10 protein-coding genes and 1 pseudogene are annotated in these 16,302 nt (G+C 64.0%); 5 read left to right on the forward strand and 6 right to left on the reverse strand.

Annotated elements, in window-relative coordinates:
* Positions 1–64: 64 nt before the first annotated feature.
* The 5 genes from AC27L4_RS25205 to AC27L4_RS25225 form a co-directional block, all read right to left on the reverse strand.
* Positions 65–5,587, reverse strand: coding sequence for a DEAD/DEAH box helicase (locus tag AC27L4_RS25205; RefSeq protein ID WP_487145277.1), 5,523 nt, complete (start codon positions 5,585–5,587; stop codon positions 65–67).
* Positions 5,584–6,120, reverse strand: a complete 537-nt coding sequence (locus AC27L4_RS25210) for a hypothetical protein (RefSeq protein WP_487145278.1) — start codon at positions 6,118–6,120, stop codon at positions 5,584–5,586. The genes AC27L4_RS25205 and AC27L4_RS25210 overlap by 4 nt, the downstream gene beginning before the upstream one ends.
* Before the next feature lie 500 nt (positions 6,121–6,620).
* Positions 6,621–8,531 carry a hypothetical protein gene (locus AC27L4_RS25215; protein ID WP_487145279.1) on the reverse strand — a complete coding sequence of 637 codons (1,911 nt, stop codon included), beginning with the start codon at positions 8,529–8,531 and terminating at the stop codon, positions 6,621–6,623.
* The gene (locus AC27L4_RS25220) at positions 8,528–10,147 is read right to left on the reverse strand and encodes a competence protein CoiA family protein (RefSeq protein ID WP_487145280.1); all 1,620 of its coding nucleotides are present in this window, start codon (positions 10,145–10,147) and stop codon (positions 8,528–8,530) included. The genes AC27L4_RS25215 and AC27L4_RS25220 overlap by 4 nt, the downstream gene beginning before the upstream one ends.
* Position 10,148: 1 nt before the next feature.
* On the reverse strand, positions 10,149–11,360 hold the full coding sequence (locus tag AC27L4_RS25225) for a Druantia anti-phage system protein DruA (RefSeq protein ID WP_487145281.1): 1,212 nt from the start codon (positions 11,358–11,360) through the stop codon (positions 10,149–10,151).
* Positions 11,361–11,731: 371 nt separating this feature from the next.
* Between AC27L4_RS25225 and AC27L4_RS25230 the strand changes: the two genes are divergently transcribed.
* The 4 genes and pseudogenes from AC27L4_RS25230 to AC27L4_RS25245 all read left to right on the forward strand — a co-directional run bounded on the left by AC27L4_RS25230 (position 11,732) and on the right by AC27L4_RS25245 (position 13,869).
* Positions 11,732–12,523 carry an aldolase gene (locus AC27L4_RS25230; protein WP_487145282.1) on the forward strand — a complete coding sequence of 264 codons (792 nt, stop codon included), beginning with the start codon at positions 11,732–11,734 and terminating at the stop codon, positions 12,521–12,523.
* 72 nt (positions 12,524–12,595) lie between these two features.
* Positions 12,596–12,751 (forward strand): annotated as a pseudogene (locus tag AC27L4_RS25235) (FAD-dependent monooxygenase); the annotation flags it as partial.
* A 115-nt stretch (positions 12,752–12,866) separates the two neighbouring features.
* Positions 12,867–13,274 carry a DUF930 domain-containing protein gene (locus AC27L4_RS25240; protein WP_487145283.1) on the forward strand — a complete coding sequence of 136 codons (408 nt, stop codon included), beginning with the start codon at positions 12,867–12,869 and terminating at the stop codon, positions 13,272–13,274.
* Between the two features lie 223 nt (positions 13,275–13,497).
* Positions 13,498–13,869 carry an SPW repeat protein gene (locus AC27L4_RS25245; protein WP_487145284.1) on the forward strand — a complete coding sequence of 124 codons (372 nt, stop codon included), beginning with the start codon at positions 13,498–13,500 and terminating at the stop codon, positions 13,867–13,869.
* Between the two features lie 76 nt (positions 13,870–13,945).
* On the opposite strand, the gene AC27L4_RS25250 is transcribed toward AC27L4_RS25245, so the two are convergent.
* Entirely contained in the window at positions 13,946–14,671 is a 726-nt protein-coding gene (locus AC27L4_RS25250; RefSeq protein ID WP_487145285.1) for an SDR family oxidoreductase, read from the reverse strand.
* Between the two features lie 466 nt (positions 14,672–15,137).
* On the opposite strand from AC27L4_RS25250, the gene AC27L4_RS25255 reads away from it, so the two are divergent.
* A complete protein-coding gene (locus AC27L4_RS25255) occupies positions 15,138–16,292 on the forward strand; it encodes an IS4 family transposase (protein ID WP_487141794.1) in 1,155 nt (384 codons plus the stop codon).
* The last annotated feature ends 10 nt before the right edge of the window (positions 16,293–16,302 follow it).

Genomic DNA, 16,302 nt, shown 5'->3' on the forward strand with positions numbered 1-16,302 from the left:
GAGGAACGGGGCCGCTCGTGAGAGTCATGGAGACGGCGCGACAAGGAAGCGGCGCGTGCGCCGTTTAATCTCCGCCGAGCACTTTGCTTCTCACCATCTGATGTTCATCAGGTAAATTCCGGCCTAGGATGAATTCGTTGAGGAGGACAGGCGGGGTAGAGCCGCGCAGCAGACTGAGCGAATGGCCACGCCATTCGGGATCTAGCAGCGCCGGGCGCAGCCCGACGCAGACCTTCCGGCCCCGGTGCACAACAACGAGCGGCACAGTCACCTCGTGCTCCGCCACAGGTCCCTGACAGACAAACCCCTCTAGCTCAAGCAGGCGCCGCAGATCCCTCAGCAGGTCCGCCTGAGCCGCCGGTGTCTTCTCCTCGGGACGTGTGCCGTCGAGTGCGTAGCGAAGCAGCTCTGCGGCCAGATTTCGGTCCAGTCGGTCCTTCAGGTATTGATTGTGGTAGTGACGTAGACAGCTCTCACACGAGTGCTCGCATCTGGCAGGGCAGTGCTCGAGCAGCGCAAGCGTATGCTGGAGGATTTCGCCGATGTTCCTGGCAGCCAAGTCGGCGTAACCTGCACCACCCGACAGTGTGTCGTAAAGGTAGACATCCAACAGCAATTTCTCGTCTTGCCTGTTCGGCACGATGCGGAACCCCGCCCCAAATTCGGAAGGATCGAGGTCGATCTGCGGATGGCGACTGGCCGCTAAGCGCAGGGCTTCGGCGATGGAGTACAGCGCATCCTCCAGCGTCCTCAACTGCAACGGGTCTCCCGTATTCGTAATGAGCGGTTGCTGCAGGTTGATTCGCAACAGCAGAAGGTCGGTGGAGAAGACATGACCAAGGAACACCTTTTCATAGACGCCTGAGCACTTCAGGCTCGGCCTAGGTTTGCCGTGGGAAAACTCGATCTTGTAGGGCCGGCTGTGGGATGCGTGCGCTGGCTCGTCCACTGATGCGCGCCCGCACTGGTTGCAGATCCAAAACCCGCTTCTGCCGTCTGACGTCTCCTGGCCTTTGTTGACGGTTACTAGCTTGCGGTCAGTAGTGACGACATAGGTGAGGTTGCGGCCAATTGGCGACAGGCTGGGCAGGTCGTCCCGGCCTACCGGCACCGGGAACTGTGCGGCGGTGGCGTAAGTGATGTCCTGCTCGCGGTCGTCCTCCTTGAGGGCGCGGCCGTCCTCCGGCAGGAACACCTGCGGCACGATCATATGCGTGTGCTTTAGATCGCTCCCGCAGATAGGACAGTGGGCCCCATCTTGTGTCAGGCCGTCGAGGTCGGCGACGAAACTACAGTTCTCGCAATGCACCAACGTCCTGCGGCCCTGAAAGATCGGCGCCGCGCGGTCCTCGACATCGGGCAGCGTGTTGGCCACCACCCCACCAGAGCGGTACGTCTCTTTATTGATGACGATCAGCCGTCCCGGTGCATATTCGCTGAGGGCCTTGCCGATTGATTGCTGGGGTCGTTCCACGACCTCCATTTTCCAGTCAAGGTCACGCTGAACGAGCCGCTCGACCAGAAAGCTCGACAGATCCGTTGGGAACGCATAACTGGGTAGCAGGCCCTTGACGAACAGGAACTCAAGCAGTTCCTGTTCGTCAAGGGCCTCCCGCGTGACGCGCTCATCCTCGTCCTCATCGCTGCCCCCCGTGCCTTTTCTAGCGCCGGTCTGTGCCTTCAGATCGGCGCGGAACCCCGCAAGGGTCACCAGTAGGTCTTTAGCCTCGTCCTCGATCCAGGCGTCAATCGTACGAGGAGCAACTCGCAAGTCGTCGGGCAGCCAATTCCGTATTAACACGCGCAGGCTTCCCTGCTGCGCGATCAATTCGCGGCGCACCCAGGCGTCAAAACTGGCGAGGTCGAGGCCGGACATCGGTTGGCCGAGAAAGAAATCAGTTGCCTTCCCCAGAGCCCGAAATAGCGCCGACGAGCTTGCACCTATAACGATATTGTGGCGGTCCATGTAGCCGTGGAAGAACGTCTGGAAAAGATATGCTGCGATGTGGCGCCGGGCGATCTTGGGATTGTCAACCTTGATATCCGGGTCCCGGGGGGGCCCCGCCACGATCTGCGCGGGATTGTTATAAAAATAACTGTCGTGCGGTCCGTTCTGGGCGTAAGTCAGCACGGTGGAGAGCGACGACCCGCGGCGCCCTGCCCGGCCAGCGCGCTGCTGGTAGTTCTCCCGTTGAGGCGGTACGTTGCGTAATCCCACGGCGATCAGCGAACCGATATCGACGCCGACTTCCATGGTGGTTGTGCAACTGAGCACGTCGATCGGCTTGTCGGATTTCGCGATGCGGACGTCCTTGAATCGGAGTTCGAACTGCTCCGTCGTGGCATGCACCCGTGCGTTGTCACGGTTCGACAGTTGCGCGGTATGCTCCTCGACTGCGATGCTTCGAAGCTGCGCACCGCTCACAAGTACACGTTCGACAGGATCCCGCCAGAACCCCTTGCGGGCTCGGATGTATTCGCTGGATGAGGGTATGATGGTATGGACGGCGCCAGAACCACAGGCAGCGCAGTGACCGCGCACAGATACCGGCAGTAGGGCCGTGCAGTCGCCACATTGATACCAGGACATATTCAGGTCGACGTGGACAATGACCTTCGAGGGATCAATGAAGACCGCGTTGTTGGAGTCCGTCAGACCTAGCTCATCCGCTAACACTTTCTCAATCGAGCCGAACTCGGCCACATCGACGTTGAGTGCCGCGGCCAGCGGCGGCCGGACGGCCTTGGTGAAGGCGCCATTGCTGCCCCACCCGCTTTTCCAGTACCCCGCCGCCGAGCCCCGCACATTGGCCTCGATAGTACGGTCAAAAGCATAGCCGTCAGCCACATGCATCAGCCATGCCGCCGCCAGACTGCCAACGTCATCCCGGGAGAGCGACGGTACCGGAGATGTCACAGCGTCTACGAGCTTGCCCAGTGCGCGCTTGGCAGGAAGTAAGCAACCTACGGTGGTGCCAGCCAGCGAGTAGTAGCGGCCGCACAGCTGTTTCAGCAGCGCGGCCTTGTAGCGACTGGGCGGTTCTCCTGGATCAAAGTCAGTGAGCAGTTCATCCAGGGGTTGGTCGGCGTGGTCCTTCTGCAGTCGAATGACCTGCTCTTCGATCGTCTGGGCGTCCTGTCGATCGAAGATCGGCAGGTTGCTTTCACTCAGGACCTTGAGGACAGCGATGTAAAGCAGCCGGTCTGGCCGCGGCTCCCGGCCTACCTCGACCAGCGACCGAGTGGCAAGAGCCAGCAATTGCCGAAAAATATCCTGCTCAACTTCGCGCGGGATGTCACGCGCCAGTCGCGCCGCCTTCTGTCGGCCGTCCGAAAACAGCAGGACCTTGCGGCCACCATTGGGAAACTCCCGCGTCTCCTCCCGCGAGGCTGGCTGGGCATCCAGTTGTGTCTTCACGAGATTTGCAAATGGCGCTTCGCCCTTGGTGGCATGATCCATGATGGACGACGTATCACCTCGCATGGTCGGCTCACCACAGACGCAGCACTTGCAAAACCTAGAGCCGTTCTTCACCCAGTCTTGGTTCTGCTTGGGTAGGTGCACCCGGGTAAACCCGGCTGACGGCTTGGGTTCGCTGTAGACAAGGCGCCCGCTGCGTGTATCAAGCCAAGCCTCGACACAATCGAGGAAGCGAGGATTAGGGGGGTCGATGAGCAGTTCCACCACGACAAGTGCCGGCTGTCTTCCTTCACGGAATGGCCCCGAGGGCGTGCTCCACAGGAAGTCCGGCTGCGAGCTGTCTGCATATGCCCTAAGGTAGGCGGTACCACATTCGCGGTGCGTCAGCAGCTCAAAAACTCTCGCTCCGCACTGGCATTGGCGACGTTGGTGCGTGTGGAGCCTGCCGAGAATCCGGTCACCACCTAGATAACGCGCTTGGGGGCAGTTGGGGTCGACGCACGCGTAGAGGCCGGGAAGACCGCGGAAGAACATATGAAGGCGGGATGGCAGCAAAACTCTGTCATCAACCTTCCGGCGCGCAAAGGGCGCCAGGGCGAGCAGGCTGTCCAGCGCCCGATCTCCGTCGGGGTGCCGATCGAACAGTTGGCCCTGCAATGTGTCAAGCGCGACGGCCTTCCCTGAAACAAGCTCAATCAGCCGCTCCAATACAGGGAAGCTGGTGAGGTTGGTGAACAGGTAGTCGGCGAGGTCCTGCGCTGCGGCCGGTGCCGGCCAGCCAAATCCGGCGGCAAGTTCTCTGATCGCCTGCCGCGCAGCTTCCGGACGGGTCGCGAACTGTTCGAAGGCAGCTAGATCGAAGGCCGCCAGCGCTGCCGTCTGGGCGTCGCTGGGCCGGCCGCCCGGCGAGCGCTGCTCGCGAGTGCCCGTGACGACCGAGAATCTACGAGCGGATTGCGGGGAGAGGCCTGTCAGGCTGCGGCCGAACTCCTCAATGGCCGCCACGGCCGCAGCCCCCTGCCCAAGGCTCGCGCTGGTGAGGATGAACCGGACTCGTTCCCGCGGCACATCAAGACGCGCCAACACACGTCTGATCAGGAGAGCCACTTCAGCGCCCCCGGCCCCCCGATACATGTGCGCCTCATCAAGGATGAGAATTAGCTGATTGCCCTCGTCGGCGTGCAACCATTCCTTTGTCTGCTGAAAGATCGACCGCTCGATCGGCCGCATCAGCATGTATTCCAGCATCGAGTAATTGGTGATGAGGATATCGGGGCAAGCTAGTTGCGTTTCGTCGCGGGTCATCATCTCGCGGTCACCCGGCTGGGTGATCAGCCTTCGGTCCCAATGACGGAAGCGGCGCGGCGGTCCGCCTTTCGGATTCGGCTTCAGTTCCTCGTGCTGCTTACCGAAGAACGCTTCAAGGTCCTTGGAGGGCCACTGGCCGATCTTCTTCAAGCTGGTGACCGTGGCTGGATCGGCCATCAATGGCAAGTAGAAGCTCTCGAACAGTGGTTCAATGCGTTCCGTATCCCGGGGTCCTGATCGCACACCGGGATAGGGCGATCGACCAGTATAACTGCCAAAGCGCACCGGTCGCCCACGGCCGGCGGAAACGATCGCAGATGCTGCCTCGTCGCCGAGCAGGCGCCGAATACGCCCTAGCTGGTCGTTGACAAGGGCGTTCATCGGATAGAGGAGCAGAGCGCGGCAACCGGGCAGCGAGGCGGTGCCCCTCCGCTCATATGCTTCCAGGGCGAGTTGGCCGATAATCGGCATAAGAAAGCTCTCGGTCTTGCCGGAACCAGTGCCCGTCGCGACAATGAGATCATCGCCGGCAAAGAACTTTTCCAGCGCCTGTGCCTGATGCACATATGGCCGCGGAAACAGGCCGACCTTTGCCTCGGCGAGGTCCTCCAAAACTCCTGCGACGGTCCGCGGTAGCTCGAGCTGATTAAAAGGCGCCCCCAGTTCATAAACCGGCGTGGACTCGACAAACGGCGCCCGTGCGACGGCCCCGCGCTCCTGCAGCAGCAGGCGCCGTTCCCGGATTAGGGCTTCGTTTCTGACATGATACTGAGCTTCAATGTATGACCTGAGACTGGCCCCGAGCCGCCCGATTGTTGCATGCACGCCGCGTTCGCGGCTCAGGGTATCGTTGGTCATAGACTCCCCCCTTCCAAACGCATTCCCAGGCGACTGAACGCGTGGGCGACGAATGGCATGGCGCGCATCGGAAACGCCACGTGCCGGACCGCTGGTGAGGTTGATTCCGACGCGCTCCATCCGAGCGCAAGGATGCGCTGCTCCTCGGGCGGCAGATCGTTAGCGATAGTGAGCCGCACAGTATCGCCAACCTGCTTCAATCGCACCCTGCGCCACGCGGCGAAAATATGGTCGAAGGCAAACCTGAAGCGCCGGGCGTGCCCATGCTCCACTTGGATCGCACGCTTCAACCGAAGCCCGTCCGCGGTTCGCTCGAAGTCTCCAAGGAAATAGGGACGGCTGTAGATCGCCGACCGCTTGGTCTGCGCCCGGCACAGCCGAAGGCTAACGCCGCCAAGCTCGACGTCCCGGGCATCGACCCAGCGCGGCAAGGACTGCCGCCGCCCCTGCTCCGGCGCATAGATTTGCAGGTGACCGGCGGAGAGTCCGGCCTGTTGCAGCCGCGGACGGTAGTTCCGAAGTGCCCTGTTCATCCAAACATCAATGGGTTCTTCGCGCCCGAGCCAATCATCGAAGCTTTGTACAGGAGACGGCGTTGTCCGAGGATCGGCGTAGCGTACGATTCCCTGCGCCACGAAACGGCCCACTCCACTCGGCAGCGCTCCTAGCAGGAACGAACCACCACTCGGTAACGAAACAGCGCGCGCCGGTGTCGGGTGCCAATATCCTCCCGGCGAACACCACAGGTCTCCAGTCATCTCTAGTCCGTCGAGGACCTCCCTCGCGAGCGTGCGAATAGAGTCGCCCAGCTCAAGCAGCCCCCCGAGGTTCCTAACCACCATGTGAGTGAGGCGCCCTGTGTAGACGCCACCATCTTCCTGCGCTGCGCATGTCTCGCACGCGGCGCGCAGGTGCGCAGCAACGATTGCCCGCCAGACAGCCTCGGGCGGTCCTTGGATAGTTAGGCTGCCGACAACGTCCGCGATCGTTTCAGAGCGTGACAGCAATCGGACGGAAAGGACCATCTGCGGCGCTAGCCCTTGTCCGGACCGGCCAATTCGAGCAGCAGCTTCAGCCGCCCGTCAACGTGGCCGTCGCTATCCACCTTGCCACCGTCGAGTTCCTGCTCGCAGTCTTCCATGGCGAAGCCGATCATGCGCCATAGAGGCCAAAGCCAAGCATAGGCCGTCGACTGCAGTGACGTTGGGACGTTGGTAGTGCGGAAAGACTCAAGGGCTGCCATATATGCCGCCGTCGCCCGTTCGATGCGCGGATTGCGGAAGGATCGGTCACGGCGGAGCAGCCTGACCAGTTCCTCGGTTTGAGGCTTGCCGCTGGATAGGCGCATGGACAGCTTCTCCGGATCGAGCGACGCCAGTGCCCCCGCTACTATGGGGGCAGCCGACTTGAGAAACACGTTCCAGTCCAGCACGTCGGTATCGAAGACTGGCCCCAACTGCAGATAGAGAGGCTGCTCGGGAAGAGTCGAGACGCCGTCCGAAAGTGTTGCCACGACGAGGACGCCGGCTGTGCGGACCAGTTCGGCCACGGCGTCAACCAGCAACTCGAAGGGCGCATTGTTCACACGCTCCAACACCAGCACACCGACTGCGTCGCCTAGGCCGACGAAGACCCGCTGCGCGTCTTCATCCAGCGTGGACGCATCGACGAAGCCGACCGGGACTCGCGCCCGAAAACTGTGCTGTCCAGCCAAGGCCATTGCCGTCGCACGGGCGAGGTCGGCCGCGTAGGCGCCCTTCAGAAACAGAACTCGCCCCGTCACGACTGCAGCAAGCAACTCCTCCGCGAATGTAATGGCGGAAGAGGACTTCAACCCAAGCGCGACAAAATTTGACGTCAGCAGACGAACGGCCTCTACTCCAGTAGCGAGCGGTTTTACGGCTTCAGGGCGCAGCCTCAGAGGCACGATGTGGAGCGTGCTCGATGACGTAACCACCTGCGAGCCTGTGGCCATGGGTGCCGAGTCCGGGTGCGACATTGCCTTGGCGCGGATGTCAGAGAGCGAAGCTAGCTCCTGGCCGAAGTCCTCAGCCAGCTTGTCCAATCGTTTCTCCGTGTCGCCCCAAAGCGCCTCGAGATCAGCGATGCGGCTTTCGATGGCCCCCATGCGCAACGCCATCTCGTCGCTGCGGCGTTCTACGGCCTGCCCCTGGACATCCAGTTTCTGCAGCACACCCGTCGAAAGTTCGACAAACTTGGCTTCGAGTTCAGCGAACCGAACGCTATTATCAACCGGCTGGGGAGGCTGCGTGCGCAGTCCCGCCAAGGCCTCAGCCAGTTGAACAAGCTCTTTGGCCTGCCTTTCAACGTCGCCCTGCAGGCGCTTCAAGAGCCTTTCATCGTCCTGCAGGCGGTCCGGCAGCGTGGAGAGCGCTCGGTCTTTCTCTACCGCCACCGAGGGCTTTGACCCGGTGGCCAGTCTGTCAAGCGTGTCTGTTATCTCGAAGGGGCTGAAGCGCAGCAGACGCGCAATGGTCTCAGCAGCACAACGGTTGAGGAACGACTGCTCCTGCAGGCACCGGAACAACGCCTCGATCTCGAGCTGCGGCTGGTCGGCAACCGTCTGCGGGTGCTCCCTAGTGGTGGCTTTCTCGATTGCACCGAGCAGCGCGTCGAGCCCCTCCACGTCGGGTAGATGCTGCTCCGCCCAGGCCCGCCAGAAGTAGTAATAGGAGGCATTGTCAGCACGCGCTTTGTTGCCTGAACCAGTAGCTCGCTTTTTCAGGAAACTACTAACGAATACCTGCTTCCGCCTTAGCAGGCCGGCGACACTGTCTTTCCGAAAACCATCGACGCTCGGCAGGACCTTCAGCAATTCCCGGTCGGTCTTGTTGGTGACCTCATTGAGAAAAGTCAGCACCTCACGTTCGCCCAGCAGGCGCAGTCGCTCGGTCACTTGGGGAGTGGGCGAGGGAATGGTCATCTCCGCTCCCATTTTTTGCGGACGCGGACCGCGGCTACCCGATGATGAGCGATCAGCCAACACGGCGCGTTCAGCGAAAGCGTTGCCGCCGCCAGGGCGTCGTCGGAATGCGACCGGGCGGCCGCAGCCGGACGGCCAGCCGCCGCGAGGACCCAACGGGCATGGGAGCGACTAGAGGGCGTCAGGGTCTCGGAGGAGGCAACAATCGGTATCCGCCCCTCCAGCCACCACTTGCCGAAAGGACCGAGGTCGAGCAACACATCACGCGATGTGTCGTGCAGCACACGTGCAAGCTCCGTCAGGCCGGGTTCGCTCACCGCGGCAGTCGTCGGATGCTGCGCATCGGCGGCGGTCGGCAGCTCATGGCTGTCCCACTCGAGTTGACCCGGCGGCCGTGAAAGCAGCCTCGGAACCAGACCTGCCGGCAGCACCAAGGCGGAGAGTTCAATCAGGCCGGTGCGCACCTGTTCCAGCAGCGACCGCGCCTCGACCGAGCTCGCTGTCACCATGCGGTTCCCTAAGGTCATGATCGCGACAGGGGTAGTGCGCACCATTGGGCTGACCACCAGATCCGGCAGTGTCTGCCCTTCGGCCTCCAGCACAGGCGGTTCGGTAGACTTGAAGCCGCTGACCTTGACGAAGCGCCAGTCTCCCCCTGCCACGGCCACTGCGACCTCAGTTTCGCCGCTCCGCGCTCGCACGATCGCCGGTCCGTTGCCAATTTCTCCCGGCTGCATCGCCAGTATGAGGTTGGTTCCGGTCTCAAGCACCAGTCGCGCCAAGGCATCCATACGGTGCATCGCCGGCAGGGCCACACCCCACTGCCGCCTTGCAGGTTGCACCGTCAGCCCGGTTGCGTGCTGAAGCCACGCTGCTAGCGCCTCGTCGGCCACCTGCGGCAACCTAACAAGTAGGCAGCTCCAATTCCCCAGATCCGCGAGGCGGGTCTCCGTGATCTGCGGAGGCACGGTCGTGGCAGCGCCTGTTCGCTGGACGAAGTAATAGGCCGCCCCCCAATCGAGCCCTGCAGCCAGTGATTTTCGACTGCCGCTCGCTGCAACAAACACCGAACTCCGCCCGGCCTCCAGTCCCGAGACGGGCGACTGCACGGCCAGCCCAAAGGCGCGATCCACGTCGTGGCTAACCCTGGACACACGGAAAGACGGTGCGTCGGGGTTGACCACGTAACTCTGGGTGCCACCATACAGTTTGTCGCAAGACACCTCGACGCGATACCTGTCGCCGCCGCCATCGAAGGTGAGCGTTCCTCGGCTGCTTGGGGCCTTCGGAATGAGCACCTCAAGACCCCAACGCGCCGCTGTCCTGCCGGCGGGTGGCTGGACATGGAGCAGTAGAGCAAGCGACTGCAGTAAGGATGGTTCGAGTCGGACCGGGGCCGACACATCGAGACCGAGACCGTACCCCCCTTCCGTTGAATGATAGAGATCGCATTCAGGCTGCGCCGCCCCCGAAGCGTGTGCAAAGTGGGCGTCGCGGTAAACTCCCTTGCGCAGCCCCACCGGCGAGCGGCAGACGGGGCAGGTGTAGCGACGGTGCCGCTGAGCCAGCGTTGCTGTCACCTCCTTTCCGGTCCCGACATCGATGGCGAAATACATTCTATGCTCCCGGCCGCATGACGGCCGTCACCTGCTCTTTGAGCTCGGTCAGGCTGCCGGCGACCGCCCCATTGACCAGCAATGGAATGGCGTCCCGTCGCCAGTTGCGAAAGGCCGGCTCGCGTGCGCCGCGAGGGGCGATCCAGCGGGTAACCGCCAGCGCCGACACCTCTGCAACCGTCCTAAGGTCGCAGTAGTCGGGAACAGCTTGACGGCCCTGCAGGATGTCGACGGCGTTGGCGGCCAAGCAGCAGACGAACACCTGTCGTTGTATGCCGTGCCTGAGGAGAGACTCGCTGAAGCCGAGCCGCGTAAGCGCGGCTTTGATGGTGCGAAGCCGCCAATTGGGGCCCTTGCCGTATTCGTGGTGGTCTGCGTACCCGTGATTAAGGTGCCTGAGGTAGGTCCGCATTTTCTCGAACAGGCCATCGGTGATATGGAAGTGCCCCCAGCCGGTTGTGTAGCCGACTGGCACGAAATATGGCCTCCCACCGAGGGCCAGACGGTTGTAGACCGACGAGCGCCCCATGGACGACGTAGTTGTGACCATCAGTAGACTGGCGTGCTTCGCAGTTCCCGATATAATCCCGACGCTATCGCCATAGGCCTGATTGAAGTCTCGCACTACCTCCTGCGTCCGCACCAGCGCGGCAACCGCCTTACCGCCGAGCAGGAACGAATAAGGCGGCACAGCTCCCAACACATAGGCGTCAAGGAGGTGCACAAGCCGCTGCGACCGGTCATGAGTCGTCCATGAGATAAACCTGTCGCGCACCGCGAGATTAAAGACGGGATCGCCCAGCGCAATAACCCCAGCGAGGCGGTCGTGCCCCTCATCCCACACGAGATAGCGCAGGCGGCGACCGAACCCCGCAGACACAGGGACCGACCAAGTCAGGGTGGCCAGTCGAAAAAGGTCGGCCTCGACAGTATCGCTGTGGACGCGCCGCAGGACCAAGCGGATATTCGCCGGCTCAATCTCGTCACCGTTGGCAAAACTTGCCAGCAGCCTCTCCATATTCCGTGCGAGAAAGGCACCATTAGCGCCTAGCTTTTCCGCGCGCTGCCCTCGGTGCAACTGCCGTACGGCGACCTTGTCCTGCCCTGGCGGCACGAGGATACCATTCTTGCCCTTCTTAAATCCCTGATCCCTAAGGTTCTGGCGTACAGCACGCTTAAGCTGCGCTTCCGGCGTCGGAAACTTAACGAGCACTCCCCTATCGTCCCGCAATCCCCCCCCCTCTGGTTGACCCAGATTGCTTGCACCAGTTAACAACAGGCCTAATGCAAAATAAATACCCGGCAAGCTCCAGATAGCGGCAATGCTTGGAGTTGGCGAAAATTTTTGATTCGCCTGTGCGATTTGATTTGAGAATCACGTTTAGCCGCCTGCAGACTAGGGACGATGTGTGCGGCTGGTGGATACCTACTTTGGGTCATTTTCCGACAACATCGAGAAATCTAAACACAGATGAGAGTGGCGTTGCGAGCGCATCGAATAGCGATTCGGAATATGACGTCAACGATCACGGATTGGCTCACACCCCTCCGTCAACGCCCGCCACCCCACCCACCCGGATCCCCATGGCCCACGCCCTCCACTCCCCCGCCTCCTCCCCCGCCCTCTCCAACCGCCCCGATCTCGCCACCGCGGCGATCCGCGCCGCGCGCGAGGATCTCGCCGCCTGCTTCCGCATGGCCGCCCGCAACGGCTTCGAGGAGGGCATCTGCAACCATTTTTCGGCGGTGGTGCCGGGCCATGACGACCTCTTCCTCGTCAACCCCTACGGTTACGCCTTCCGCGAGCTGACCGCGTCGCGGCTGCTGGTCTGCGACTTCCACGGCAACGTCGTCGACGGCGAGGGCCAGCCGGAGGCCACCGCCTTCCACATCCATGCCGAGATCCACAAGCGCCTGCCGCGCGCCAAGGTCGCGTTCCACACCCACATGCCCTACGCCACGGCGCTGTCGATGACCGAGGGCGATCCGCTGGTCTGGGCCGGGCAGACGGCGCTGAAGTTCTACGGGCGCACGGCCGTGGACCGCGACTACAACGGCCTCGCGCTCGACTCGCGGGAAGGCGCCCGCATCGCCGCCGCCGTGGGCGAGGCCGACATCGTCTTCATGAAGCATCACGGCGTGATGGTGCTGGGCCCGACCGTCGCGGAGGCCTGGGACGACCTCTACTACCTGGAGCGGGCGGCGCAGGTCCAGGTGCTGGCGATGTCGACCGGCCGCGCCGTGCGTCCCGTCGACCCGGCGATCGCCGAGGCCGCCTACCGGCAGATGCGCGAGGGCGACGCGGACTCGGCGCGGCTGCACCTCGCCTCCATCCGCCGCCAGCTCGACGCGGAGGAGCCGCAATACCGGCACTGAGGCCGGCGCCCGGCGGACGCTGCGGCGCGACCGGCCGAGGGGCGCTCCGAAGACGTCGCCACCCCCACGCACTGCCACTGCCGCGCCAGGGCGGCGCAGCTCTTCCGCGCCGGACGCAGCCGGCTCGCCGACGACGCGACGCACACCTGCGGCCCGGCCCGGGGCCACGGCGTGGACGGCGGCCTGCAGGACGTCTTCGCCCTCGCCCGGAAGCCCGCCCCGGCCTGCCCGGGGCCCGCTCCAAAGGGCTCTTCGACAGCGATCATGCGGCGCGGCGTCCCGGCAAGACCCACCCGGCGGTCATCGCCATCCCCTCGCCACAAACGCCTCCTACCGCGACCCGATGACTCGCCTTCCCCTCCTCGTCCTCGCCGCCGCCGCCCTCCTCCTCGCCCAGCCCGCCCAGGCCCTCTCCCCGCAGGAGCAGAAGCGCCTCGACGCGCAGATGCTGAAGCTGGCGCCGGAGACGCGGGCGGAGCAGCGCTGCAACAGGCGGGCGAGCAGCCGCGTCCGCCACGAGCATGGCGGCTTCCAGCCCGACCGGGTGGTCGCCTACGCCTTCGGCGACGTCACCGTGCGGGGCACGCAGGTCGAAGCACCGGGCGCGGCGCTGCGCAGCAACGGCGAATGGTATCGCATCGCCTATCACTGCCGCACGACGGCGGACGGCCTGGGCATCGAGGCCTTCGACTACACGCTCGGCGACAAGGTCCCGCACGGGGACTGGAAGGACCACGACCTCTACCGATAGGGCGCTCGCGGGGCCGGCATGCCGGCTGGCCCGGCGTGGTCCGGCTGCCCTGCCCCTGCGACAACGATTTCGCGTTCGTGATCCCCTTCCGCCCCGGACGGTGGTATAAAGGTGCTTGGACCGTCGGCGGAAAATGCTCTTCGTGACGGGGTCCCAACGCCAGCGTCACGACAGCTTCTCCGCCGGCAGGCCATCGACCACAGCCTGCAGGAAGGAGGAAGAGATGCCTGCTCCTGTCATTCGCAAGACCGAAGAAACCGCCATAGACCTCGTCAACGTCGCCGTCGGCCTGTGTCTGGCGCTCTCGCCCTGGGCGCTGGGCTTCACCGGGGAGACGCACGCGGCCTGGGCCGCCTGGATCCTCGGCATCGTCATCGCCGCGGTCGCGCTCGGCGCCTTCATGGCGTTCCATGCGTGGGAGGAATGGGTGAACCTCGTGCTCGGCCTGGCGGCCCTGATCTCGCCCTGGGCCCTCGGCTTCGCGGCCGCCAACCGCGCCGCCACCACCGCCCTCGTCGTCGCGGGCGTGCTGGTGGCCGTGCTCGCCGCGGTCGAGCTCTGGTACGCCCACCACCGGCCGATGTCCTCGGCCTGACCGCAAGCCGCCGGCCGCACGGCCGGCGCAGGGATAGGCGCGCCGCGACCCGCCCGGGGCCGCGGCAGCCCGCGGCTCACGCCGCCCGGAAGCCGCCGTCCACCGGCAGGCTGACGCCGTTGATCATCGCCGCCCGGTCGCTGAGGAGATAGGCGATCGTCTCGGCCACCTCGACCGGCTCGACGAAGCGGCCCATCGGGATGCGGTTCAGCATGCCCGCCGCCTTGGCCGGGTCGCTCCAGGCCTTCACCGCCATCGGCGTGAGCGTCACCACCGGGTTGACGGCGTTGACGCGGATGCCCTTGGGGGCGAGTTCCACCGCCATCACCGTGGTCAGCGAATCGAGCGCGCCCTTGGAGGCGCAATAGGCGGCGTGGTCGACCACGCCGTAATAGGCGGCGGTGCTCGAGACGTTGACGATGGCGCCCTTCTTGCCGCGGGCGATCAGGCTGCGGGCGGTCTCCTGGCCGAAGATCAGCGCCGCCTTGACGTTGACCGCCATCAACTCGTCGAAGGCTTCCAGCGAGGTCTCCAGGAACGGCTCCAGCGTCGTGGTGCCGGCATTGTTGACGAGGAGGTCGATCGGCTGCAGCGCCTGCGCCGCCCGCCGCGTCGCCGCCGGGTCGGCCAGATCCACCACCAGGGTCTCGCAGCCGATCTCGGCGGCGAGCGAGGCCAGTTCCGCCTCGGTGCGCCCGACCGCCACCACCTTGGCCCCGCGCGAGGCCAGGAGCTGCGCGGTGGCCCGGCCGATGCCCTTGGTGGCGCCCGTGACGAGAATGCGTTGATCGACGAAGTCCATGGCTGCCCTCATGCCTGCCGCGCCGCGTTCCGTCGCGACGCCGTTTCCTGCCCGCGGCCAAGCTACGAGGCTTTTGGCCGGGGAGGCAAGCCGGGACGGCGGGGCTCGTCCCGGCCGGTGCCGGGAGCGGGCCTCGCTGGGAGAGCCGGCCCCGGCGGGACAGCGGCACGGTCGGGCTTGACTCCACAGTCGCCAAGATGAGCGACCGATGGAAATGGGCTCGCCCATTCAGCCGCGTCATGGCCGGACTTGATCCGGCCATCGCGACCAGATCGCATGCGATCTCGTAAGGGAACGTGACGATTGCAGAGCTGCCGCCACCCGATCCTGTGTCGTTGCGTGCGCGTGGATGGCCGGATCAAGTCCACGGCTGTCCGGTTGGTTTTGGTAGACAGGTTGCATGGCATTGATTCTACTTGTTTCCAAGCACTTGCCGGTGTTTTGGACACGAGAAGGAGCCAACGCCATGCGTCACCACAATAGCGTATTGCACGGGCTTCTGAAGCATGTGCCGTGGTCGGTGTTCGATCGGCTTGTGGATGAACAGGGAACGGATGCCCGGGTTCGGCGGCTGAGCACCAAGAGTCAGTTTGTGGCGCTGCTTTACGCGCAGCTTTCCGGCGCCGCCTCGCTGCGCGAGATCGAAACGGCGATGTCCAGCCACGCGGGCAGGCTCTATCACCTGGGCGTGCGTCAGGTGTCGCGCTCGACCTTGGCCGACGCCAACGCCCTGAGAACGCACGAGGTCTTCTCGGGCCTGTTCGCCCATATGGCGGCCCAGACCAGCCGGGGCTTTCGTCGGTCGAGCGCCGAGGTGGTGCGCCTGATCGACTCGACGAGCCTGCGGCTGTCGGGGATTGCTGCGGCCTGGGCACGCTTCTCCCGCAGCGCCGTCGGCGCCAAGGCGCACATCATCTACGACCCGGACGCCGACCGGCCGCTCTACCTTGAAGTCACGCCCGCCAAGGTCAACGACATCACGGCCGCGCACGCCATGCCCATCGAGCCCGGCGCCACTTATGTCTTTGATCTCGGCTATTATCATTACGGTTGGTGGGAGCGCCTGAACGCAGCCGGCTGCCGGATCGTCACCCGGCTCAAGAAGAATACGCCCCTGGCTCCGGTCGCCGAACAGCCTCTGCCGCCCGGATCGACCCTGCTCTATGATCGGATCGGCCACCTGCCCGAACGCCTGACGACGACGCGCATCAACCCCTTCCAGGATCCCGTGCGCGAGATCGGCGTCGTTCTCGATGACGGCAAAACACTGCGCATCCTCACCAACGACCTGGACGCCCCAGCCCAGGAGATCGCCGACCTCTACAAGCGCCGCTGGGCCATCGAACTCTTCTTCCGATGGGTCAAGCAGACCCTCCGCATCAAGCACTTCATCGGGCAATCGGAGAACGCCGTGCGCATCCAGATCGCCGTCGCCCTCATCGCCTACCTGCTGCTGCGCATCGCCAACGACGCCGTCAAAATCGTCGACAGCCCACTCGCCTTCGCCAGGCTCGTCCGCGCCAACATCATGCACCGTCGCAGCATCGACCAATTGCTCAAGCCGCCCACCATCCCAAAAAGCGACCCTCGCCAAGTCCATCTGGACTTACTCCCAACATGAACCGGACAGC

The sequence above is a fragment of the Labrys sp. Lb11 genome (genome assembly GCF_057554225.1).

Coding starts and splice junctions, on each gene's coding strand:
- AC27L4_RS25230 (WP_487145282.1), top strand. CDS start 11,732: ATGGCCCACGCCCTCCACTCCCCCGCCTCCTCCCCCGCCCTCTCCAAC.
- AC27L4_RS25240 (WP_487145283.1), top strand. CDS start 12,867: ATGACTCGCCTTCCCCTCCTCGTCCTCGCCGCCGCCGCCCTCCTCCTC.
- AC27L4_RS25250 (WP_487145285.1), bottom strand. CDS start 14,671: ATGGACTTCGTCGATCAACGCATTCTCGTCACGGGCGCCACCAAGGGC.
- AC27L4_RS25245 (WP_487145284.1), top strand. CDS start 13,498: ATGCCTGCTCCTGTCATTCGCAAGACCGAAGAAACCGCCATAGACCTC.
- AC27L4_RS25215 (WP_487145279.1), bottom strand. CDS start 8,531: ATGACCATTCCCTCGCCCACTCCCCAAGTGACCGAGCGACTGCGCCTG.
- AC27L4_RS25255 (WP_487141794.1), top strand. CDS start 15,138: ATGCGTCACCACAATAGCGTATTGCACGGGCTTCTGAAGCATGTGCCG.
- AC27L4_RS25220 (WP_487145280.1), bottom strand. CDS start 10,147: ATGTATTTCGCCATCGATGTCGGGACCGGAAAGGAGGTGACAGCAACG.
- AC27L4_RS25205 (WP_487145277.1), bottom strand. CDS start 5,587: ATGACCAACGATACCCTGAGCCGCGAACGCGGCGTGCATGCAACAATC.
- AC27L4_RS25210 (WP_487145278.1), bottom strand. CDS start 6,120: ATGAACAGGGCACTTCGGAACTACCGTCCGCGGCTGCAACAGGCCGGA.